Genomic DNA, 22,120 nt, shown 5'->3' with positions numbered 1-22,120 from the left:
GGGGTTTGCCCATCGGGCGTTCGCGCCGGGGCCCCCGCGATGGGGGGCTCCTATCCCCCCCCTGCCCCTGGGGCATTGGCACCCCCGCCTTGGGGGGGACGACGTAGCTACGGTTTTTAGCTACGAAAGATCTATGCCAACAGCACTCATCATCGGCGCCTCGCGCGGCATCGGCCGCGAACTGGTGCGCCAGTACCTGGCCGACGGCTGGCGCGTGCTCGCCACCGCCCGCAACAGCGACGACTGCGCCGCCCTCGGCGCCATCGGCGCGCATCCGTACCAGCTCGATGTCACCAGCGCCGACTCGATCGCCGCGCTGGGCTGGAACCTGGACGGCGAACTGCTCGACGCCGCCTTCCTCAACGCCGGCGTGTACGGCCCGCGCCACGACGGCTTTCCGACGCAAGACGACTTCGACGCCGTCATGCACACCAACGTGCTGGCTGCCCTGCGCCTCTTGCCCGTGATCGCGCCGATGGTGGCCGAGGCACGCGGTAAGCTGGCCGTGATCTCCTCGCGCATGGCCTCGATGGGCGGGCGCGGCAGCGCTTCCGGCACCCTGTACCGCGCCAGCAAGGCGGCGTTAAATTCGGTGCTGGTCGATACCAGCATCCGCTTCGGCCCCAAGGGCGCGACCTGCGTCGCCTTCCATCCGGGCTGGGTCCAGACCGACATGGGCGGCCCCGGGGCCGACATCACGCCCGGACAAAGCGCGGCCGGCCTGCGCGCCACCCTGGCCGGCCTTGACCTTGCCGCCAACGGCAGCTTCCTCAATTACGACGGCACGCCACTTCCCTGGTAAGCCCAACCCAAGCGAAACCCATGATACTGACCGAAGAACACCAGATGATCCGCGACGCCCTGCGCAGCTTTTCGCAGGAGCGCCTTGCCCCCAACGCCGCGCGCTGGGACAAGGAGCACTACTTTCCCAAGCAAGAACTGAAGGAGCTGGCCGCGCTCGGCGCGTTCGGCGTGGCGGTGCCCGAGGAACTGGGCGGCGCCGGCCTTGACTACGTGTCCTTGGCGCTGGTGCTCGAAGAAATCGCGGCCGGCGACGGCGGCACCTCGACCATCATCTCGGTCAACAACTGCCCGGTGTGCAGCATCGCCATGATGTATGCGAACGACGCGCAAAAAGAGCAGTGGCTGCGGCCGCTGGCGCAAGGCGCCATGCTGGGCGCGTTCGCGCTGACCGAGCCGCACACCGGCAGCGACGCCTCGGCGCTGCGCACCACCGCCACGCGCGAAGGCGACGAATATGTCTTGAACGGCACCAAGCAGTTCATCACCAGCGGCAAATACGCCGATGTGGCGATCGTCATGGCGGTCACCGACAAGGCGGCCGGCAAGAAGGGCATCAGCGCGTTCTGGGTGCCGACCGCCACCCCCGGCTACATCGTGGCCGGCCTGGAACAGAAGATGGGCCAGCACTCGTCGGACACGGCGCAGATCCTGTTCGAGAACTGCCGCATCCCGGCCGCCAACCTGATTGGCGAAGAAGGCCAGGGCTACAAGATCGCCCTGTCGGGCCTCGAGGGCGGGCGCATTGGCATCGCCTCGCAGGCGGTCGGCATGGCGCGCGCCGCGTTCGAGGCGGCGCTGGTGTACGCGCGCGAGCGCGAAAGCTTCGGCAAACCGATTTTCGAGCACCAGTCGGTGCAGTTCAAGCTGTCCGAGATGGCCACCCAGATCGAGGCCGCGCGCCAGTTGATCCGCCACGCCGCCTCGATGAAGGATGCCGGCCTGCCCTGCCTGAAAGAAGCCGCGATGGCCAAGCTGTTCGCCTCCGAAATGGCCGAACGGGTCTGCTCCGACGCGATCCAGGTGCACGGCGGCTATGGCTACGTGAGCGACTTCCCGGTCGAGCGCATCTACCGCGATGTGCGCGTGTGCCAGATCTACGAAGGCACCAGCGACATCCAGAAAATCCTGATCGCGCGGGCGCTCTGAAGCATGGCGGGCGAAGCACTTATCCGGCCAGCCACCAGCGACGACCTGGATCGCTTCTTCGCCTACCTGGACGACCACCTGCGCGACAACGGCAGCGGCGCCACGGCGCTGTTCATGCCGATGCCGCGCGCCGCCTCGCGCTTCGGTCCCGAGCGCGAAAAGGCGTTTCGCAGCGCCTGCGCGGCGGCCCTCGGGCAGCCCGGCTGGCGCAGGCTATGGCTGGCGTTCGATAGCGACGGCGCCATCCTGGGCCACATCGACCTGCGCGCGCGTCCAGAGGGCGCCTGCGCGCACCGCGCGCTGCTCGGCATGGGCGTGCACCGCAACGCCCGCAAGCAGGGCCTGGGAGCCCGCCTGATCGCCGTGGCGGCGGCGTGGGCGGCCAGCGAGGCGGAGCTCGACTGGATCGACCTCGAAGTGCTGTCGGTGAACCTGCCCGCGCGCCAGCTGTACGCGCGCTGCGGCTTCGTGCAGACGGGAGAGGCGGCCGACATGTTCCGCATCGACGGCGAATCGCTCGGCTACACCTTCATGTCGCTCGCGCTTCGCTGAACATTGCCCGTACTACCCAGTCAGGGTACAAATGACAATGTTTCTTCCAAAAGCTGTGGAGATCGTGTCAATATGCGGAACCATTCACCCACCGCTCAATCAAACAAGCTCTCCCATTTGTTTGATTGAAAGAATCCGCCATGCCTATTTCATCGCGCGCGCTGTTGCTTCCCGTTTCCGCCCTGCTTATGTCCCTGCTGCTGCCGCTGGCGGCGCACGCCGAGGAAGACTGCAAGCTGGCCCTGCCCGACGCGGCCAAGGGCGATTACATGCGCTGGCAAGGGCCATGCAAGGACGGTTACGCGCACGGCGTGGGCGTGATCGAAAAGCGCACCATCGACGTCGACACCTGGCGCTACGAAGGGATGGTCGAACAGGGACGGCCGCATGGCAAGGGCTACCTGATGTACTACCCGGGCTACGAATACGATGGCGAGTTCCGCGACGGCCTGCGCGACGGCGCCGGCACCTCGGTCAACCAGTTCGGCGACCGCTACGAGGGCCAATGGAAAGCCGGCAAGCGCGAGGGCAAGGGCGCCATCGTCTACACCCTGGGCGGGCGCTACGACGGCGAATGGAAGAACGACCGCCCGACCGGCAGTGGCGTGGCGCTGTATTCGAGCGGACGGCGGGTCGGCAGCGCCGCCGTCAGCCAGGCGCCCGATGACGGGCAGGGCAAAGCGAGCGCGCCGGCCGCGCCGGTGCCGGCTACGCAGCCACCCAAGGGATACAGCATCAAGTCGGAACAGCCGCGCCTGGGCTCGCACATCCCGCACAAGATTGTCACCGGCGAGTCGGTGCCTTTCAATGCATCGTACGAACAATTGACCGACGCCGAGCGAAGCGTCGTGCGCCGCTGGTACCCCATGCTCGATCCGGCGGACGAGCCGCCTTATCCGCTGCTCGGCAAAGGCCACGTGCATAGCGCAATCCACAAGCTCAACTCGCGCGATCCGGAATTCGGCCTGCTGAGCATGGTGGTCATGGTCGACAGCGAGGGCAATGCCGAGTCGGTCAATGTGTATGTGACGCCGGACGCCAAGCTGTCCGAAATGGCGGGCTTCGTGGTCATGAAAGAGAAATACAAGCCGGCGCGCTGCTCGGGCAAACCGTGCTCGATGCCCTTTCCGTACACCATGGTCTTTACCCGCGGCTTGCACTGACCGGGTACACGCCAATGCAACTGCCGCCGATTCGCCTCAGCCCGGCTTCATCGCCGATCCGGATGCCCTGTTCGCCGCGCTCAAGAGCGGCGTGGCCTGGGACGAGCGCATGAAGGCGCGCAAGACGGCCAGTTACGGCGCCAGCTACGACTATGCGCAGATCGCCTACGAGGACGTGCCGATGCCGGCGCCGCTCGACGCCCTGTGCGCGCGCCTCGAAGGCGAACTTGGCTTCCGGCCGAACAACTGCCTGCTCAATTACTACCCCGACGGCGCCGCGTCGATGGGCTTCCATTCCGACGAAACCGATGGCCTGGCCGACGGCACCGGCGTGGCCATCATTTCGCTCGGCAGCGTGCGCGCGATTGCCTACCGCAGCAAGGTGGACAAAACGCTGCGGGTCGACTATCCGCTGCCGAACGGCTCGCTGCTCTATATGTCGGGGCAAGTGCAGCAGGACTGGCTGCATGCGATTCCCAAAGACCCGCAGGCTGGCGAGCGCATCAGCCTGACCTTTCGCGCGATCCGGCGCTAGGAGCCTGCGCGGCAGAAGGAGTCGAGGCGAAACGCGTGGGAAAAGAACCCAATTCACACCCACTTTTGAGGTCTGTAGCCTAGCTACAGACCGAGAAATGGGTGGGAAGTGGGACTTTTCTCCACCCGTTTCGGCCGACGAGCTTCTGCCGCGCAGGCTCCTAGCCGGACACGCTGCCCGCGGCGCGCGGAACCATTCGCTGGAATATCAATCAAATAACTCTTTCCCAGTCAGTGAAGGAGCCTGAGTTCACCCACCTCAGGTAGAACACGCGATTGGCACAACCCGCCTGCGCGCAGTCAGGCACCGGCACATCCGGAAAATGTCTTGACTGCGACATCTCAAAAAAACAACAGTTTCCTTGTGTCAATTTGATTTCAATATCACAATACCGTCGTTACACAAGTTCGTCTTCTCTCCCCCGCAAGACTGGCGCCAAGAATGCCGGCTTGCAGCACACCATCGGAAATTAATTACATGAAAATCGGCGCTCTCGTTATCCTCACCGCAACCCTGTTCGTCACCGGTTGTGCATCCGTCGATATGGCTACCAAAGAAGAATCAGCAAAGGCAAAACAGTTCAACGCTCCGAGCGCAAACAACGCTGGTGTTTACGTTTATCGCAACAGCATCCTGGGTCAGGCGCTCAAAAAAGACATCTGGATCGACGGTAAATGCATCGGCGAAAGCGCACCGAATGTGTTCTTCTACGCTGAAGTCGAAGGCGGAAAAGCGCACAAGATCGATACCGAATCCGAGTTTTCCCCAAATACCCTGGAATTGACGCTCGATACCGGTAAAAACTACTTTATCCGTCAGTACATCAAGATGGGTGCCCTGGTCGGCGGCGCGGGCGTTGAGCAAATGTCTGAAGAGCAAGGCAAAATCGACGTGGCAAAACTCGAGTTGGCGAAACAAGGCAAGTGCAGCGCGAAGTAATCAAGTCAGCCGCGCCCTCTGCAAGCAGAGTCAGCGCGGCGCACCCGGCCTGGGCAGCTCGCCGATGCGCAGCGGCCCGCCGTTCTTTCCTTCCGCGCCCTCCTGCGGCGGGATGAACATATCGTGCGGATAGACGAAGGTCCAGTCCGCATAGCGTCCCTTGCCCTTGAAGCCGCTGTCGTGATCGTCGAAATTGTCGACCTTCATCGGCGCGCGCTGCGACAGCGAATGCACGCCCACGATGCGCCCCTCGACCCGGATCAAACCCCAATCGGCCTTGCCGGTGACCGGGTCCGCGTACAGGCGCCGCAGATGCCGTTTGGCATTCGGGAAGCGCGGGTCCTTGACCAGGTCCTGCAAGGTCAGGGGATACATCTGCGGGCCGGCGGCGGCGCTGCCGTGATAGCGCGCGATGGCGGCGCGGAATTCGTGGCCGATGAACAGCAGCTCGCGCTCCTTGTCGCGCCGTACCGAAGTCGAATACAGCTCGCTGGCGATGCTGCTGCCGATGCCCATGAAGGCGACCAGCAGCAGGGTCCAGATGTAGGCAAACCCGCGTTCACAGCTGTTCATACGGCACGCCCTCGCGCGTCTTGCCGCGCGCGCCGCTGCGGATATCGGCCACGCCCGGCTTGTCCGGATCGCCCGACGCCACCGGCTGCCACGTCAAGCTCGATTCGGTGACCGGATCGACCGGCACCGCACGAAAATATTTGTGCGTCACCAGCTCGCCCAGCGAGGAGGGATAGACGCCCTTGTCGCCATAAAATTTGTCGATCCCCACCCGCAGCACCTGCAGGTTTTCCCTGAGCGCGACTTCCTTCGACTTGTCGACCGAACCGAAATAGCGCGGCACGGCGATGCTCAAGAGGGTCGCGATGATCGCCATCACCACCAGCAGTTCGACCAGGGTGAATCCAGCGTGTTTTCTTTTCATTGTCATCACCATTGTTTGTGCGGCACGCCATTCAATCCCAGCGCCGCCGAACGCGAACTGACGTCGAACACATCCTCGCCCTCGCTCGGGTTATCGGGCGGCGAGGAATACGCGCGCTTGGCCCAGGTATCGGCGGCGCGTTCCTGGCTTGGCGCGGCAAACGGATCGCGCGGCAGGCGCCGCAGAAAATACATGTTCTTCTTGGCGGGACTGAGCTGGTCGGGCACGCCCTCGACCAGTTCCTCCAGCTTTTTCGGATAGCCCGAGTCGCCGGACGCGATCTTGATGCGGCCAAGGTCGGCGGCCTTTTTGTACGCCTCTAACCCTTCGCGGATCTCGATCAGGGCGCTGCGCAGGCTGCGCTCCTTTTCGCGCTGCACCGCCACCTGCGCCATCGGCACCGCCACCACCGCCAGCGTTCCCATGATCGCCAAGGTGATCATCAGCTCGATGAAGGTGAAGCCGCGCGCCTTCACTGGATCACCTTGCGCGGCGCATCGGCGCCGGGGGGCTTGCCGGTGCCTGCGTCGCCGCTCTGGGGCTGCGGCGCCGGCTCGTCGTTGCCGGTCATGGCCGACGGCGCCGGCGGCGGCGCTTCCACCGGCTGCGGCTGCGCGGCCTGGGGCGAGGCCGCACCGGCGCCGGCAGCGCCACCGCCCGGACCTGGCCCGACACCGCCCACGTTCGATTCGGTCCCGGAGTCGAACTGCGCGGTCGTCAAATCGGGGCGGCGCATCCCGCGCAAAATGCGCGGCGTGATCGACAGCACGATCTCGCTGCGCGAGGTGTCGTCCTTGTGGCTGCCGAACAGGCGCTTGAGCACCGGCAGCTCGCCCAGGCCGGGCAGCTTGTCGGCGCTGCGCCGGTCCTCGTCGCTGATCAGGCCCGCCAGCACCTGGGTTTCGCCATCGCGCAGGCGCAGCACCGTGCCCGCGCTGCGCGTGCCGATCTGGTACGCCTGCGTGCCGGATTTACTGATCACTTCCTTGACCACGTTGCTCACTTCCAGGTTGATCTTGATCGCCACTTCGTCATCGAGATGCACGTTCGGTTCGACATCGAGCTTGAGGCCGACGTCGACGTAGTTCACGCTGTCGGAGCTCACGCCGTTGTTGGTGGTAACGGTAATGACCGGCACCCGGTCGCCGATCAGCACCTTGGCCTTTTCCTTGTTGCGCACGCGGATGCGCGGATTGGCCAGGATGTTGCTGTCGCTGTCGACCTGGTTGGCGCTGATGGTGGCGCTGCCGACGGCAACGTTGATGCGCCCGCGGTTGATGCCGCCCAGGTCCGCCAGGGTCAGGGGTTTGAGGCTGTCGCCCACGCTGGCCAGGCTCAGGGTGGCCTTGTCGGGCCAGCGCACGCCCAGCTCCATGAGGCGCGTGCGTTTCACTTCCAGCACCTCGACTTCGAGCATGACTTCCGGGTCGGCCATGTCCTGCATGGCGATGATGCGTTCGGCCATGCGGATCATGTCGGGCGTGTCGCGCATCATGATGATGCCGAGGCGGTCGTCGGTGACGATGTCCTTGGCCTTGAGCAGGGTCTTGATCGAAAACGAGACGGTCTTGGCGTCGGCATTGGTCAGGTAAAAACTGCGCACCACCAGCTGCTGGTAGTCCTTCACCTTTTGCGCGGTGTTCGGATAGATGGTGATGGAACGCTCGCCCGTCACCGTCTGTTCGAGCTGGTTGGCCGAGAGCAGCATGCGGATCGCTTCTTCCAGGCTGGTATTGCGCACCGAGATGGTGGTGCGGATGGCCGGGTCCACATCGCGGTCGAACACGAAGTTCAGGCCCGCGACCTTGCCCAGGAAGTCGAACACCGAGCGCACCGGTGCATCGCGAAACTCCAAGGTCACGGGTTTTTTGTAGGCGGCGGCCAGCTTGCCGCCGCCGGCGTTCTTTTTTGCCTGTTCGTCGGCGATGCGGCTCCTGAGCGCCAGCGCGTCGCGCTGGTTGGGGCGTTCCTGCAGCACCACGCGCAGCGCTTCGAGCGCCTGTGCCAGGTCGGCCTCGCCGGCGCGCCGCCACGACGCTTCGGCGCCGGCCACCATCTCCTTGTGGCGCTGTTCCAGCGCCCCCGCCTGCATGCCGTGCTGCGCGACCGCGTTGGCCGGATCGATCGCCAGCACCTGGGCCGCGAGCTTGGCGGCCCCGGCATAATTGCCCTGGCTACGCAGTTGGTCGGCGCGCCCGTTCAGGGCATTGACGATGCTGGCCTTGCGGTTCAGATAACCGATCCGGTATTCGGCGTTGCCGGGGTCCTGGCGCACCGCTTCTTCGAGCTTGGCCAGGCCTTGCTCGACTTGTCCCTGCTCGATCAGGGCCTTGCCTTCCTTGAAGCTCTGCGGGCCGGCGCAGGCGGCCAGCGCGACGCTCAAAGCCAGCATGCGCAAGGTGGTACCAGTCAGTGTGCGATTCAATTCATCTCCCCTACTGCGAGTGTCTGTTTTTTCTGGAGCGGCAGATACGTGAAGGTCAGGGTATCCGTTTCGGCGCTGTCGAAGGTGTAGCTGTCGTCGATCTTGTCGCCCACGTAGGCGACCACGTTGCGTTCCTCGACCTGTAAAAAGTAGGCTTGCCTGCCATCGTCAAGAAAGCGCCCCAGCAGGCGGATCGGCAGTTCCGGCGCGCCGCCGGCGCTGGCGGCCGCCCTGGCCTGCACCGGCTTGGTGACGGCGCTGTCGGCCGGCTTGAGCGGCGCGGCCTGCGCTACCGCTGCCTGCCCCTGCCAGCTCTGGCGCGCAAAGGCGTTGCCCAGCTCTTCGTCCTGCCCGCGCGGGCGAATCTCGAGCGTTTGGGCCTCGCTTTCCTGCGCCACCGCCTGCACGATCGCCGACGTCGCGAACGGCGCCGGGGCGATGGTGCGCGCCTGGGCCGGGGCGATGATGTCGGTATCGTCATCGGGTGCGAAATAGCAGGCCAGCAGCGTCACGCCCAACGCCGCCGCCATCGTCATTTTTTTCATTGGCGTCCTCCTTTTGCTGCGGCCTTCCTGACCAGCAGGTTGAAATGCACGCGCGCTTCGACTTCGCCGCTGTCGATCTGCTCGCGCTTGAATGTGACCGAATCGAGCGTCAGGGCCGGCATGTCGCGCAGCGCGCCGACGATGAACGCCTGCACCCTGGCGTAATCGGCCTTGATCGGCAAGGTGATCTGGTAGCGCAGAAAGTCCGCGCCATCCTCGGCCTGGGCCTTGTAGTCGGCCTTGGCCAGCACCACGCCGTTTTTGGCGGCGATGTCGACCAGTTGCTTGAGCAGGTCGGGAATCGTTTCATGGGCCGGCAGCCAGGCGTAGAAGGCGGCCACGCGGCGCGCGCCGTCGGGCAGCGCCACCCGTTGCTGCGCGGGCCTGGCGGCGCGCGCGGCGCTGATGGCCTGCGCCAGTTCGAGCTGGCGCGCTTCGAGGCGCTGCGCCTGCCACGCGCACAGGACGGCCGCCGCCAGCGCGCAGGCGCCGACGGCGGCGCCCCAGCCCAGGCGCTTGCCAATCCGGCGCGCATCCCAGGCCACACGCGCAGCCAGCATCGAGGGCGCGCCCGCCTGGCGCGCAGCGCTGGCGATTTTCAGTCCTGCCATTGCGCCTCCAGTTGAAAACGGTATGGCCGGTTGGCCGCCGCGCCGTTCAGTTCATGCTTGACCAGGTACACGGAGGTGAACAGGGTTTGCTCGTTGAGGTAGGCCACGTAGTTCATCATGTCGGCCGCGCTTTCGGCTTCGGCGGCGATCTTCAGGCCGCCGGCCGCGCTGCCTCCCTTCGAGCCGTCTTCCGGTTTGCTGCTCAAGTCCATGCCGAGCAGCGCGACGTGGATATCAAGCGGCGCCTGCACCCTGTTGACCAGGCGCGTGACCGGCAAATTCAACTGGCGCACGGCGTCGCCGATAATCGCCAGCTGGCGCTCCTGGGCGCGCTGGTCGGCTTCCGACAGGCGCACCCGCGGCGCTTCGCGCGGGGCGACCTGGGCCAGCTGCGCGTCCAGGGCGCCGGCCTGGCGCGCCTGCAGCATCCAGTCGACGCCGGCCACGCCAAGCGCCAGCAGGCCGCCGGCCAGCAAGGCCAGGCGCCAGCCCCTGGGCGCTTGCGCGTCCTGCACAAAATTGAGCCGGGTCAGCGCCATTCAGCACCTCATCATGGCGACGGCGGCGTAGCCGGGCGCCGGGGCCGGTGGCAGCTTGACCATGTCGAAGTGCTCGGGCAGCGCCTGCACTGGCGGCCGTTCGTCGAGGGTCACCAGCGCCACCTGCGCGATCTCGCCCAGTTCGGGCGCGCGCAGGGTCCAGCGCTGCCACGCCTGCGGCAGTTCGTTTTCCCACGGGCCGCGCAGGGCTTGCGCCTGCACCGCGTGAATGCGGCCGTTGGCGGCGGCGGCCAGCACCAGGCGGCCCGGTTCGACCAGGGCAAAGGCCTGCGGGGCGCTTGAAGCGATGGCGCGCCAGGTGATCGAGAGCACCGATTCGATCGCCATGCACGGGTGGCCGCACTCGCGCGCCACGTCTTGCAGGCCTTGCAGGAAGTCGCGTTCGATGGCGCAGGCCAGGCGCGGCTGGCCGTACGGCGCGTCGTCGCAGACGATGGCCCAGGTGCGCGCGGCGTCGCCGTAGATGCCGATGAACTGGGCTTGCTGGAAGCGCTGCGCCGAGCCATGGTGCAGCAGGGCGTCGCTCCACGGGATCATGGCCAGCTGGCACCAGCGCGTGGTCAGGGCGACCGAGACCGGCACGCCTTTCAGGGTCACGCCGGCGGTGCGCAGGTAGGCGCCGAAGGCGGCCAGCGCGCCATCCCATTTGCCGTCGGTCTGGTCGAGGGGAATCCGTACTTCGCTGTGGGCGACGATGCGTTTGCCGCTGCGGACCACGGCGGTGAGCAGGTCGGGGGCGAGCGAGACGCACACGGTGCGGCTCGAGAAGAGTTCAGTAAGTGACACGGTTTAGCTCCATCAATGTGGTTTCTCCCTGGCGCACCAGGTCCAGCGCGGCCTCGCGCACCAGGCGGATGCCGGCGCGCGCGGCTTCTTCCTTCATGCGGCTGACCGGGGCGCGGGTGGTGATCATTTCGCGCATGGCGTCGTTGAGCATCAACACTTCGGCCACCGCCTTGCGGCCCTTGTAGCCGGTGCCGCGGCAGTGGCCGCAGCCGGCCCCAAGCTTGAAGCGCCAGCCTTGCACCTGGTCGGGCGCCAGGCCGCTGTCGCGCAGTTCGTCCGGGTCGGGCGGGACCGCCACCGCGCAGTGTTCGCAATTGAGGCGCAGCAGGCGCTGCGCCACGATGCCGTTCAGCGCGGCGGCGAAGCTGTAGGCGTCCACGCCCATGTGCAGGAAGCGTCCGACCACGTCGAACACGTTGTTGGCGTGCAGGGTGGTGAACACCAGGTGGCCGGTGAGCGCGGCCTGCACCGCGATCTGCGCGGTTTCGTCGTCGCGGATTTCGCCGATCATGATCTTGTCGGGGTCGTGCCGCAAAATCGAGCGCAGGCCGCGCGCAAAGGTCAGGCCCTTCTTTTCGTTGACCGGAATTTGCAGCACGCGCGGCAGCCGGTATTCGACCGGGTCTTCGATGGTGACGATCTTGTCGCGCCCCGTGTTGATTTCGGTGATGGCCGCGTACAGGGTGGTGGTCTTGCCGGAGCCGGTCGGGCCGGTCACCAGCAGCATGCCGTGCGGCTTGGCCGCCAGGCGCCGGATCAGCACAATGGCGTCGGCGTTCAGGCCCAGGCTTTCCAGGCGCAGCGACTGGGCCGCCTCGGTCAGGGCGCGCCGGTCCAAGAGGCGCAGCACCGCGTCTTCGCCAAAAATATTCGGCATGATCGAGACGCGGAAGTCGATCTCGGCGCCCTTGACGCGCACCTTGAAGCGGCCGTCCTGTGGAATGCGGCGTTCGGCGATATCCAGGTCGGCCATGACCTTGATGCGCGAGATGATCTGTTCGGCCATCTGCAAGCCCTGCACCTGGCCGGCCTGCACCAGCACCCCGTCGACCCGGTATTTGATGATCAGCTTGTCGCCGTCGCATTCGAGGTGGATGTCGCTGGCCTGGAACTTGAGCGCGTCGTAGATGGTGGAGTTGACCAGCTTGACCACCGGGCTGCTGTCTTCGCTGATGCGCACCAGCGAGATGTCTTCGATGCTCTGGTCGAAGCTCTCGACCTGATCGGCGTCGCCGCCCATGCCGGCCATGGCTTGCTGCACATTCTCCTGCTGCGCCAGATAGGCGGTCAGTTCGTCCGGGTGCGTCAGCGCCACGCTAAAGCCGGCGGGCAGGGCGCAATCGGCCCATTGCAGGGTGTCGTCGGCGAACGGGTCGCCCACGACCAGCACCGGCGCCGACGCGGCGCCGGGGCCGTCCATCAGCACGCACTCGCGCTGGGCGCAGTCGGTGTAGGGCATCAGGCCAAAGGCCGGGGTGCCGGCCTGCAGCGCGCCGATGGTCCACAGCGGATAGCAAAACAGCGCGGCCAGTTCGGCCACGAAGGCTTCCGGTTCCAGCCCGGTCATCTCTTCGAGCATGGCCAGCATGGGCCGGCCCTGGCTTAGTGCGGCCAGGCGCGCCTGCTGCACCAGTGCGGCCGACAGCGGCACGCTGGCCACCGGATTATGCGGAAAGCCGGGCGCGTTCACGACAGGCTCCCGGCCAGTTCGAAAATCGGCATGTACATCAGCACCACCACGCCGCCGATGACCACGCCGATGAAGGTCATGAGGAGCGGTTCGAGCAGGCGCGAAGCCCAGTCCACCCAGCGCGCAAATTCTTCATCGTGAAAACGGGCCGAGCGCTCCAGCATGTCGCCCAGGCGGCCGGTGTTTTCGCCGACCTTGAGCAAGGATTGCGCGACCGGCGTGGCCAGCTGGTTCTGTTCCAGCGCGCTGGAAAACGGCATGCCTTCCTGCACCGCGCGGCGCGCCGCGTCGAGCTGCTGCTGCTGGCCGGGCAGCAGCATGGCCGAGACCATGGCCAGCCCTTTGGACAAGGGGATGCCGGCGTGCAGCAGCAGGCTCAATGCACGGTACAAGCGCGCCAGGCGAAATTCGGCCGCGCGCGCATTGAGCACCGGCAGGCGCAGCAGCGCAAGAATGAGGCGCTGGCGGATCGCCGGGTGCCCGAGCGCAAACACGATTGCGCCCACCAGCGCGGCCAGCGCGCCGAGCAACAGGAAGGGATGGGCCGCCATGACCTGGCCGAAGCCGAGCATCATCTTCGAGGCCCAGGGAATGTCGCGCCCCGAGGTTTCGTACACCACGCTAAATTTCGGCACCACGTAGCCGAGCAGGAACAGGGTGACCAGGCTGCCGACCACCAGCAGCATGACCGGATAGATGGCGGCCGAGACCAGCTTCTTGCGGATCGCTTCGAATTGCAGCTGGTAGGCGACAAAACGGCCGAGGGCTTCGGGCAGGTTGCCGGAGCGCTCGGCCGCGTGGACGGTGGCGACGTAGATTTCGGGGAAGATCGCGGGAAAATCGTTCAAGGTATCCGACAAGCTCTTGCCCTGTTGTAGGGTTTGCAGGATGGCGCCGATGGTGGCGCGGGTGCCGGGCTGGGTTTCCTTGTTGTGCAAGGTGGCGATGGCTTCGGTGAGGTTGAGCCCGGCTTCGAGCAAGGCCAGCAACTCCTGGCTGAACTGCATGAGCGGAAACGCTTGCTTGCGGCGCGGCTCGCTTGGCGCCTGCGGGCGCTCGATGGCGAGCACGCGCCAGCCCTTGCGCGCGGCAATGCGGATGGCATCGGCTTCGCTGGGGGCATCAATGGCGATATGCTGGCGGCTGCCTGCGGCGGCAGCGGCCTGGACCTGGAGTTGAAACTGCATGGTTAACCCTTTTTACTAATTGAATCCCTGCATCGGATAAAGACCTGCTTATCCAGTTGACATCGCACCTCCAAAAAGAAAAATAGCCCCGGCCGAAGCCGGGGCTGAAAAAAGAGGACGGACAGCCAGCCATCCTCTTGTGGGGTCACCCGGTTTATTGCGTTACCAGACTCACTTTGTCGACCACGAACGAGGTTTGCAGCGACGAGTCTTCACGCGCGGCGAACGACAGGGTCACGGTCTGGCCTTTGTACGGCAGCAGGTTGAAGGTACGGACCTGGTAGCCCGATGCCTTGTTCAGGTTGGTGTACGTGGCCAGGGTGCCGAGCACGCTGCCGGCCGTATTCCTGACCGTGACGGTCAGGCGGTCGTAGGCCACGTTTTCGGTTTCCGCGGTATCGATATGCAGCGCGAAGCTCAGCGCCGCCGAGGTGGCCGTCGATGGAATGGCGACCGACTGGGTCAGGGTTTCGGTGCTCGTGGTGCCGTTGCCGCCCAGCCATGCGTAACGCGCGCCTTCGTAGGCCGACTGGCCGCTGAAGGTGCCGATGGCGCCGGTGCTGCCGGCCCAGCCGGTGGTGCCGGACTCGAAGCCGCCGTTGACGACGCGCTCGGTGCCGTTGCCGCCGCCGCCGCCCACCGTCAGGGTGGCGTTGGAACTGGTGGCGGTGGTCGGGCTGGTGGCCGAATCGGTCACGCGCACGCTGAACACGGCGCCGTTGTCGGTGGTCTGCGCGGTCAGGCTGTAGGTCGGCCCGGTGGCGCCGGCAATGGCCGTGCCGTTACGCAGCCACTGGTACTTGTACGGCGCGGTGCCGCCGGTGGCGGTGACCGAGAAGTTGGCGGTGGAACCGGCTTGCACGGTCACGCTCGCTGGCTGCGAGCTGATCGTCACGCCGCCGCCCGGGGTGCCGCCTTCGTCGACGTCGGCGCCGACGTTAATGGCCGCATACGCACGGGTGACGGCGATCGCTTCCTTGCTGCCCACGCCATACAGTTCGTTGGCGGCGGCGATCACCTTGGTGCGCGCGTCGGCATAGTTGGTCGAGGCGGTGAACTTGGTGGTGGCGGCCTTGAACCAGATGCGGAAGGCCTTGTCGCTACCGATGCCGGTCATCGCGGCCGGGCTCTTGACCAGGTACTGGCTGTAGTAGTTGGACGAGGAACTGGCGTTCGAGCCTTGCGACAGGAAATAGAACATGCGGTTGTTCGGGCCGCTGCTGTAGTGGACGTCCAGGTTCTTGAGCGAGGTGCTCCAGGCGTTCGGGCTCGAACCGTCCAGGCTCGGCTTGTACAGATAGCGCAGCGGATTGCCGGACTTGGCGATTTCCTTGCCCATCGACCAGTCGTTGCCGGTGTTTGGAATCACCGTGCCGGTGCCGCCGGCGCGCGCATAGGCTTCCACCATTTCGCCGGTGATGTCGGAGCTCGATTCGTTCAGGCCGCCCGATTCGCCGCTGTAGGTCAGGTCGGAGGTGGCGTTGGTTACGCCGTGGCCCATTTCGTGGCCGATCACGTCGATCGAACCGAGGCTGGTGAAGGCGCTGCCGCCGTCGCCGATGAACATGCACTTGCAGCCATCGCTGTAGTAGGCGTTGTCATAGTTGCTGTTGACGTGGGCGGCGATGTAGGTGGCCGTATTGTTGCCGTCAAGGGACTGCCAGCCGAGCACGTTTTTCAAGGTGTCGTAGGTATTCATCAAGCCCCACATGGCGTTCACGGCTGCGGTCTGGCCGTTGGCGTTGGTGGTGCTGCCGCCGTTGTATTGCAGGCCGTCACCCCAGGTATTGGTGGTGTTGGTGTAGACCTGGCCGGCGCTGGTGGTCTTGTTGGCGTTGGTGATGGCCATCATGCCGTAGGTGCCGCCGGTGCCGCGCGAGGGATCCTTCATGGTGAAGGTGCCGCCGGACTCGCTGGTGTTGAGCGGCACGGTGCCGTTGTACTGGCTCTTGCCGGTGCCGGCCACGGTCTGCAGCGCTTTCCATTGCTTGATCACGCTGCCGTCGGCGGCGTTGACGATGGTGTCGTAGAAGACCGGATGGATGCCTTCCATCATGCGCGTCTTGACCAGGTAGGCCAGCGCGTAGTCGCTCACTTCTTCCACCAGGTCGACCGCGTTGAGCTGGGCTTCGGACTTGTTCAGGGCGCCCGGCGCGCGCTTGGTCACGACGATCGGATAGATGATCAGTTCGGCGGTCGGCGGCACATGGTGCACAGCGTTCGGCGACACTTTCTTGATGACCATGTCGATCGCGCTGGCGGCCTGCACTTGCGGCACCACATTCAGGGTGGCGCTGCGTGCGCGCAGGGCGGCATTGCCGCCGCTACCCTGGCCCAGGCCCGAGCGGCGGTCGGAAATCGACTCGCTGACGATGTCGCCGTTATCGTTGGTCACCACCACCGATTCGGACTGGAATACGCGCACGCCTTTGTAGGTGTGGGCGGCGCGGCTGATGCGGGTGCCGATCACGCCGGGATGCTGGACCGTGATGGAGAAGCCGTGGTCGGCGTCGAGGCCGTGGGTGGCGCGGGTGGCGGCCAGCTTGGCGACCAGGGCCTGGCCCTGTTGCGGCGAGTGCAGGGCGGTCGGACCGGCCATGATCGGCGCATTCGCCAGGGCCTGGCCAACCATCATCAGGGGCAGTGCAGCAATCGTCGCAGCGAGCAAAGTTTTGCGGAAGTTCATTATTTCTCCATTGGTAGTTCAGTGATTGAATGAGATGAAGCTACTGGCCACGATGCTGTGGCGGCCACCCGAGCGCGCCGATGAGTTGGTCCGGTGAACGCGAGAGAATGCACACTATTCCTGTTTCTTAAGCCAAGTCAAAAAAATGGCTGATTTGGTCGTATGCACACCAAATGTTCAGTTTTAGACATTCTTTTCGAGAAACTGAACGGTATACATGGCAAATTGCCTGAAGAATGTTTTGTTGACTTACGTAAATGTGACGCATTTTTTCCACAGGGTATTTATTAGATGCTGCACTCTAAGACGTGCGGAAATGTAACAATTCACGTGGAAAACGAACGCAATTCGATTGCGCTGGAACGGGGATGCGGTCTACACTCGAACTCAGTTGCCGGGAAAAACTCTCAGGCAACATGGATTAAAGCGCACGGGGCACACTCCGGATAAAGCGCAATCAGTTAACGGGAAAATCATGACGTCACACCTCACCTATGCATGGGCATGTTTGTCTCCTCCTCCGGTGCTGTTGCCCAAGCCCTATTCCCAGAAAACCCAGCCAACCTGAACGACTTGCCGACGGTGCACGTGCGGCAGGAGAGTGCGGCACGCGGGTAGTGCCAGTTGGACAGTCGAAGAGAACTTATTCACGGTAACAGAGCGACAAACAGACGCGTGCAGCGACAGGGCTTTTTCCCGCATGTCGCGCGCGTGGACGGGCGGCGGCTACCCATGTGAGGACCGGAGAGAGATGCTTTCGATCGCGACCAAAGTTGAGCAAATAGTGTCGGAATCAGCGTTCCTGACGGAAGGGATATCGCTCGGGCTGATCAACCTGTCGGAGTTGGCACGCCAGCTGCGGCCCCAGCTCGAATCGGATTTGTGGAAGCCGGTGGGGCAGGCGGCGGTGGTGATGGCGCTGCGGCGCCTGTCCGAGCGCCTGCCGCAGCAGGCGGCGCAATCGCCGCCGATCGTCATTTCGCCGCGTACCAGCGAACTGACCACGCGCACCGACCTGACCCTGGTGACCTACCGGCTATCGGACAACAGCAACGAATGCCAGCGCGAACTGCTGGCCCTGGCCGAGCGCCATCCGGGCAGCTTTGTCTCGGTCACGCGCGGGGTGCACGAGATACTGGTGGTGTGCAGCCGGCCGCTGATCCACCTGGTCGAATCGGCCTTTGCCAGCGAGCGCCACATTGCGCGGGTAGAAAACCTGACCGCGCTGACCCTGCGCCTCAATCCCGACGCCTTGAAAACGCCCGGCATTTATCACGGCGTGCTGAAAAAACTGGCTTGGAACAAAATCAATATCGTCACCATGATGTGCACCTTTTCCGAGCTGACCGTGCTGCTGGAGCAGCCGCAGACCGGGCCGGCGTTTTCGGTGCTGTCGCAGATCGTGTCGCACTGACCAACAGCTGGTGTCAGGAGACGGCGGGCTCGAGCAGGGTGACGATCTGGCGGGCGGTGTCGAGGCGGGCCATGACGCCGAGCGGCAGGGTGAACTGGTGGCGGATGTGGCCGAACGAGTAGCCGCTCACGGCCGGGATCACCAGCGGCTTCAGATGCAAATCCAGCGTTTCATCGAGCGTCAGTGACGGTTCTTCATCTTCCGGCCCGCACTTGTCGCAAATGCCGATCATCAGCGCCGCCGCATGGCGCAAACCCACCGCCAGGTCGAGCTGGGTCAGCCAGCGGTCGATCCGGTAGGGCGCTTCGTTGACTTCTTCCAGGAATAAGATTGCTTTGCGGAAGTCCGCCGCATACGGCGTGCCCATCAGCGCGCTGACCAGGCTCAGGTTGCCGCCGATGAGCGGGCCGGTGGCTTGGCCGCTGGTCACCGTGCGCAGGGAAAAATGCGGTTCGAGCAGGGCGCGCCGGCTGTTTTCCACGGCCATCGGGATCGTGTAGCTGTCCTGCGGATGCATCAGCACGGCCAGCATGTGCTCGACCGCGTAGTCCGAGGGGCCCGACAGGGCCACCGGGCCGTGAAAGGTCACCAGCCGCGCCTGCTTGAGGATGGCCAGCTGCAAGGCGCTGATGTCGGAATAGCCCAGCAGTATCTTGGGATTGGCGCGGATCAAGGCGTAATCGATGTGCGCCAGCAAGGAAATGCAGCCGGAGCCGCCCCGGACGCACCAGATCGCCTTGACCTCGCGGTCCGTAAACATGGCGTGCAGATCGTCGACGCGCTGCTGCACCGAGCCGGCGTAGCCGCCATGCACCGCGCGCAGGTTTGTCGACAGTTTGGCGCGGAAACCCAGCGCTTCGATGCGCGCCACCGCGTAGGTGATGGCTTCGTCATTGATGCGTCCGCCCGGCGCGACGAGGCCGATCACATCGCCAGCGTGCAGGCGCGGCGGTTTGAGCAGGGTTCGCGGCAAATGTCGTGAGGAACTACGTGACGCACTCTGCGCAGTCGAAGGCAGCAACACTGCGCCGGCCGCGAGGCCCGCAAAGGCGCGCCGGCTGATCTTGTCGCTAGGGGACATGCATGCTTTCGGAAAGGCGGCCCATGGCAGGGCCGCCCGCCCGGACCATCAGAGGAACTTGTAATTGGCCATCAGGGTCAGCGAACGCCCGCGCGGGTCGGCCACGCGTGGTTCCCACGAGCTGCCGGCCCCGGTGTTGCCGTCGTAAGTAATGGCGAATGGCGGATCCTCGTCGAACAGGTTCTTGATCCCGGCCGTCAAGGTCAGGTTTTTCACGCCAGTGTAGCTCAGGCTGGCATGAAAGATCGAATACGCGTCCACTTTCGGATTGTAGTTGGACGGCACGATGCGTCCGCTGGCCACGCCCGGCAGCACCTGGTCGGTGTAGCCGCTGCGATACACGTTCTGGAACATGGCGCTCCACGGCCCCCTGGCGAAGGTGACATAGGCGCTGTGCTTCCATTTCAGGCCGAGGTCGCCCGTAAAGCTGAACACGCCGACTTCATCCTTGCTGTAGGGCGCGGTTTCCAGGGGTTTGCTCTTTTTCTTGAGCAAGTATGAACCGTCCACGCCAACTGCCCAGTTACCGGCCCACAATTTGCCATTGGTGCGGGCGCCGACTTCGATGCCGCGCGTGATCGACGCGCCGGTGTTGAGCCAGCGCCGGTCGATCCCGGCCAGGACCCCGGCCTCGTCGCGGTAGAACTGCTCCTTGAACAGGTCATAGTTAGCCAGCATGACCGGCAGGTCGACTTCCTTGATGGTCTCGAAGCGCCGTACTTCCCAGATGTCCATGTTGGCCGAGAAACGCGGGGTCGGCTCGAAGACCACGCCGACCGTGCCCTGCCTGGAGGTTTCCGGTCCCAGATTCGGCTTGCCGCCGGTCAGGATCACCGGCCCGATCGCTTCGCAGCCGGGCCGCGTGGTATCGACCTTGCCGCTGGCGCACTTGCCCGGGTCGGCCAGGTCCTTGCCGGCGTAGGTCGATTCGGTGATGCCGTTGAACAATTGATTGAACGAGGGCGCGCGGAAACCTTCGTTATACGATCCACGGAACAGCACTTGCGTGGTCGGCTGGTAACGGAACGAGACTTTGGGATTGAGCGTGTTGCCGAAGCCCGAGTAATGATCCTGGCGCGCCGCCACGGTGATGTCCAGCTCCTTGGTGACCGGCACCAGCACCTCGGCGTAGAAGGCGCGGATGTCGCGGCTTACTTGCGGCAGAGCATTGACGTCGTCGAACGGTGCGTTGAGGATGGCGCGCCGCTCGGCGATGTTGCGCAGGTCGCCGTTGAATTTGTACTCTTCCTTGCGGATATCGGTCCCCACGGCGGCCATGATCGGGCCGGCCGGCAGGGTATAGATCTCGCCCGAGAGCGAGGCGTCGAAGGCGGTCAGGGTGGTCTTGCCGCCGTACAGCACGACGCCGGCGGCCGAGGCGCCCCGGATCAGGTCGAGCGCCTGCTGCGTCTGGGTCTGGCCGGCTTTCAGGAAGGGATTGATCAGGCCGCTGCCGAGCGCGGCCGCCAGCGGGGCCGTGTAGCTGTAGCCGTTGCCCAGGGTCGATTCGGACTCGCTGGTGGCGCGCGCCAGGCCGACCTTGTAGTCATATTTGCCGATCTGCCCGTCCGCGCCCAGTTGCAGGCGGCCGGCTTTGCTTTCGGTGGCGATTTCGCGGTCGCCGCATTCCATGCAGCGCCAGCGGTAAGCGATCGGCAAGCCGCGGTTGGCTTCAATCGAGGGGAACTCGGCCACCAGCGCGTTGAACACCTCGTTGTAGGCCGCGCCCGTGCTCGGATAGAACGAGCTGGCCGGGAAGGTGGCCGCGCCCGGCGAGATCTGGTTCGGCGAAAAGCGCTTGGCGACCTCGGTCCTGGCGCCGACCAGTTCGGCAAAAAACTCGTGCCCGCCACGGCGCATGGTGGCGCGCGTGACGAAGTTGCTGTTCTTGACGGGCTGCTGGAGCACGGCGGCGCGCCCGGTGTCCCAGGCGCAGCCAAGGCCGCCCGACGGCGTATCCCACAGCTTGTCGTCGTAGGCGCCCATGCCGTCGATAGAGTCGCAGCCGGCGCCACCCGGCAGGTCGAGCAGGCTCACGCCCGAATAGGCTTGGCTGGTGCCACGCCGGACCGGACCGGTGTTGCTGCCGCGGCTGAAAATGGTGTTGCCGAGGCTGGTCGCGAAGACGTTGGCAAACGGCGTGCCGCGCGTGTCGACCGAGACGCCACGGTCGGGCTGGAAAGTGTTCACAAAGCCGCGCTGGGCGCCGCGCAGGGCCTTGTTTTCGCCGGTGGACAAGGCGAACAGCAGATTGAAGCCCTGTTCCTGCAAGTCGCCGAAGCCGCCGGTGACCTGGTAGCGGGCGATATTGCCGCCGCCGGCTTCGGTCACGTCGGTGAACGCCTGCGCTTCCAGGCCCTTGTAGTTTTTCTTGAGGATGAAGTTGATCACGCCGCCGATGGCGTCGGTGCCGTAGATAGCCGAGGCCCCGTCTTTCAGCACTTCCACCCGGTCGACCGCCGCGAAGGGGATCGAGTTGAGGTCGACCGCAGAACCTTTCATGCCGTGCGTGGCGACCCGGCGGCCGTTGAGCAGCACCAGGGTGCTGTCGGCGCCCTGGCCGCGCAGGTTGGCCGAGGACGCGCCATTGTTGCCGCGCTGCGAGCCGGAGGTGACGTCGGCGTTGCTGGCCAGATTGTCGGAACCGTTGCCGTTGATGTTCAGGGTGGCGATCAGTTGCTCGGCGTTGACGATACCCTGGGCTTCGATCTGCTTGCGCGAAATCACTTCGACCGGCAGGGCGCCTTCGCGGGCGATGCGCTTGATGCTGCTGCCGGTGATTTCGACGCGCGCCATGGATTGGTCGGCTGCCTGCGCGGCGGCTGAGCCGGCCACGAACATGAGGGCGATCGTGTGCGCTAGCTTGCTTAACTTCACGGTTTCTCCTTGGGTTTTCGATGCTCTGTGAGCACACATTATTTTTCTTGGCAAGACGTCATGCATCGAACGAGCCTACGCGCTGGCCGCCGGGCCAGCCAATGAAATTTCCTGAAGCAACTATAACTTCAGGGAATGGCTCGCCGAACGGCTCGCCGAATGGCCCGCCGAATGGCCCGCCG

General features: G+C 64.9%; 20 protein-coding genes. 7 read left to right on the top strand and 13 right to left on the bottom strand.

Annotated features, from left to right (window positions below; genetic code table 11):
• Nucleotides 1-133 precede the first annotated feature (133 nt).
• The 6 genes from F1609_RS24245 to F1609_RS24220 all read left to right on the top strand — a co-directional run bounded on the left by F1609_RS24245 (nucleotide 134) and on the right by F1609_RS24220 (nucleotide 5,139).
• Nucleotides 134-802, top strand: coding sequence for an SDR family oxidoreductase (locus tag F1609_RS24245; RefSeq protein WP_167079217.1), 669 nt, complete (start codon nucleotides 134-136; stop codon nucleotides 800-802).
• A gap of 20 nt (nucleotides 803-822) precedes the next feature.
• On the top strand, nucleotides 823-1,950 hold the full coding sequence (locus tag F1609_RS24240; protein ID WP_167079216.1) for an acyl-CoA dehydrogenase family protein: 1,128 nt from the start codon (nucleotides 823-825) through the stop codon (nucleotides 1,948-1,950).
• Between the two features lie 3 nt (nucleotides 1,951-1,953).
• Nucleotides 1,954-2,502: a GNAT family N-acetyltransferase gene (locus F1609_RS24235; protein WP_167079215.1), complete on the top strand. Its 549-nt coding sequence runs from the start codon at nucleotides 1,954-1,956 to the stop codon at nucleotides 2,500-2,502.
• 140 nt (nucleotides 2,503-2,642) lie between these two features.
• Complete coding sequence (locus F1609_RS24230) at nucleotides 2,643-3,665, top strand: MORN repeat-containing protein (RefSeq protein WP_167079214.1); 1,023 nt, start codon at nucleotides 2,643-2,645, stop codon at nucleotides 3,663-3,665.
• Nucleotides 3,666-3,756: 91 nt separating this feature from the next.
• Complete coding sequence (locus F1609_RS24225; protein ID WP_196785483.1) at nucleotides 3,757-4,200, top strand: alpha-ketoglutarate-dependent dioxygenase AlkB; 444 nt, start codon at nucleotides 3,757-3,759, stop codon at nucleotides 4,198-4,200.
• Between the two features lie 477 nt (nucleotides 4,201-4,677).
• A complete protein-coding gene (locus tag F1609_RS24220) occupies nucleotides 4,678-5,139 on the top strand; it encodes a DUF2846 domain-containing protein (RefSeq protein ID WP_167079213.1) in 462 nt (153 codons plus the stop codon).
• A gap of 30 nt (nucleotides 5,140-5,169) precedes the next feature.
• Here F1609_RS24220 and F1609_RS24215 read toward each other — a convergent pair whose 3' ends face one another.
• From F1609_RS24215 to F1609_RS24165, 11 genes are all read right to left on the bottom strand, one after another.
• Nucleotides 5,170-5,712, bottom strand: a complete 543-nt coding sequence (locus F1609_RS24215; protein ID WP_167079212.1) for a type II secretion system protein — start codon at nucleotides 5,710-5,712, stop codon at nucleotides 5,170-5,172.
• A complete protein-coding gene (locus tag F1609_RS24210) occupies nucleotides 5,699-6,082 on the bottom strand; it encodes a type IV pilin protein (protein WP_370661666.1) in 384 nt (127 codons plus the stop codon). The genes F1609_RS24215 and F1609_RS24210 overlap by 14 nt, the downstream gene beginning before the upstream one ends.
• Nucleotides 6,082-6,552, bottom strand: coding sequence for a prepilin-type N-terminal cleavage/methylation domain-containing protein (locus F1609_RS24205; RefSeq protein WP_370661665.1), 471 nt, complete (start codon nucleotides 6,550-6,552; stop codon nucleotides 6,082-6,084). Before F1609_RS24205 ends, F1609_RS24210 begins: the two co-directional genes overlap by 1 nt.
• Entirely contained in the window at nucleotides 6,549-8,501 is a 1,953-nt protein-coding gene (locus tag F1609_RS24200; protein WP_229422030.1) for a secretin GspD/PilQ domain-containing protein, read from the bottom strand. The genes F1609_RS24205 and F1609_RS24200 overlap by 4 nt, the downstream gene beginning before the upstream one ends.
• Nucleotides 8,498-9,046 (bottom strand): hypothetical protein, encoded by a 549-nt coding sequence (locus F1609_RS24195; protein WP_167079210.1) that lies wholly within the window; start codon nucleotides 9,044-9,046, stop codon nucleotides 8,498-8,500. Before F1609_RS24195 ends, F1609_RS24200 begins: the two co-directional genes overlap by 4 nt.
• Nucleotides 9,043-9,657 carry a type 4a pilus biogenesis protein PilO gene (locus F1609_RS24190; protein ID WP_167079209.1) on the bottom strand — a complete coding sequence of 205 codons (615 nt, stop codon included), beginning with the start codon at nucleotides 9,655-9,657 and terminating at the stop codon, nucleotides 9,043-9,045. Before F1609_RS24190 ends, F1609_RS24195 begins: the two co-directional genes overlap by 4 nt.
• Entirely contained in the window at nucleotides 9,645-10,196 is a 552-nt protein-coding gene (locus F1609_RS24185) for a PilN domain-containing protein (protein WP_167079208.1), read from the bottom strand. The genes F1609_RS24190 and F1609_RS24185 overlap by 13 nt, the downstream gene beginning before the upstream one ends.
• Nucleotides 10,197-11,003: a hypothetical protein gene (locus tag F1609_RS24180; RefSeq protein WP_167079207.1), complete on the bottom strand. Its 807-nt coding sequence runs from the start codon at nucleotides 11,001-11,003 to the stop codon at nucleotides 10,197-10,199.
• Nucleotides 10,990-12,591 carry a GspE/PulE family protein gene (locus tag F1609_RS24175; RefSeq protein WP_167079228.1) on the bottom strand — a complete coding sequence of 534 codons (1,602 nt, stop codon included), beginning with the start codon at nucleotides 12,589-12,591 and terminating at the stop codon, nucleotides 10,990-10,992. The genes F1609_RS24180 and F1609_RS24175 overlap by 14 nt, the downstream gene beginning before the upstream one ends.
• 98 nt (nucleotides 12,592-12,689) lie before the next feature.
• Complete coding sequence (locus tag F1609_RS24170) at nucleotides 12,690-13,880, bottom strand: type II secretion system F family protein (protein WP_167079206.1); 1,191 nt, start codon at nucleotides 13,878-13,880, stop codon at nucleotides 12,690-12,692.
• Between the two features lie 154 nt (nucleotides 13,881-14,034).
• Nucleotides 14,035-16,566, bottom strand: coding sequence for a M4 family metallopeptidase (locus F1609_RS24165; RefSeq protein ID WP_167079205.1), 2,532 nt, complete (start codon nucleotides 16,564-16,566; stop codon nucleotides 14,035-14,037).
• 784 nt (nucleotides 16,567-17,350) lie between these two features.
• Between F1609_RS24165 and F1609_RS24160 the strand changes: the two genes are divergently transcribed.
• On the top strand, nucleotides 17,351-17,980 hold the full coding sequence (locus F1609_RS24160; protein WP_243493104.1) for a hypothetical protein: 630 nt from the start codon (nucleotides 17,351-17,353) through the stop codon (nucleotides 17,978-17,980).
• Between the two features lie 13 nt (nucleotides 17,981-17,993).
• On the opposite strand, the gene F1609_RS24155 is transcribed toward F1609_RS24160, so the two are convergent.
• Together F1609_RS24155 and F1609_RS24150 are read right to left on the bottom strand one after the other, a co-directional pair.
• Nucleotides 17,994-18,953 (bottom strand): S66 peptidase family protein, encoded by a 960-nt coding sequence (locus F1609_RS24155; RefSeq protein WP_229422029.1) that lies wholly within the window; start codon nucleotides 18,951-18,953, stop codon nucleotides 17,994-17,996.
• A 156-nt stretch (nucleotides 18,954-19,109) separates the two neighbouring features.
• A complete protein-coding gene (locus F1609_RS24150) occupies nucleotides 19,110-21,938 on the bottom strand; it encodes a TonB-dependent receptor domain-containing protein (protein WP_167079202.1) in 2,829 nt (942 codons plus the stop codon).
• Between the last annotated feature and the right edge of the window lie 182 nt (nucleotides 21,939-22,120).

The sequence above is a fragment of the Massilia aquatica genome (assembly GCF_011682045.1).
GTDB classification, from domain to species: Bacteria; Pseudomonadota; Gammaproteobacteria; order Burkholderiales; family Burkholderiaceae_D; genus Telluria_A; species Telluria_A aquatica.
The sequence above is the reverse complement of the archived record's forward strand: the minus strand, read 5'-3'. Positions and strand labels throughout refer to the sequence as shown.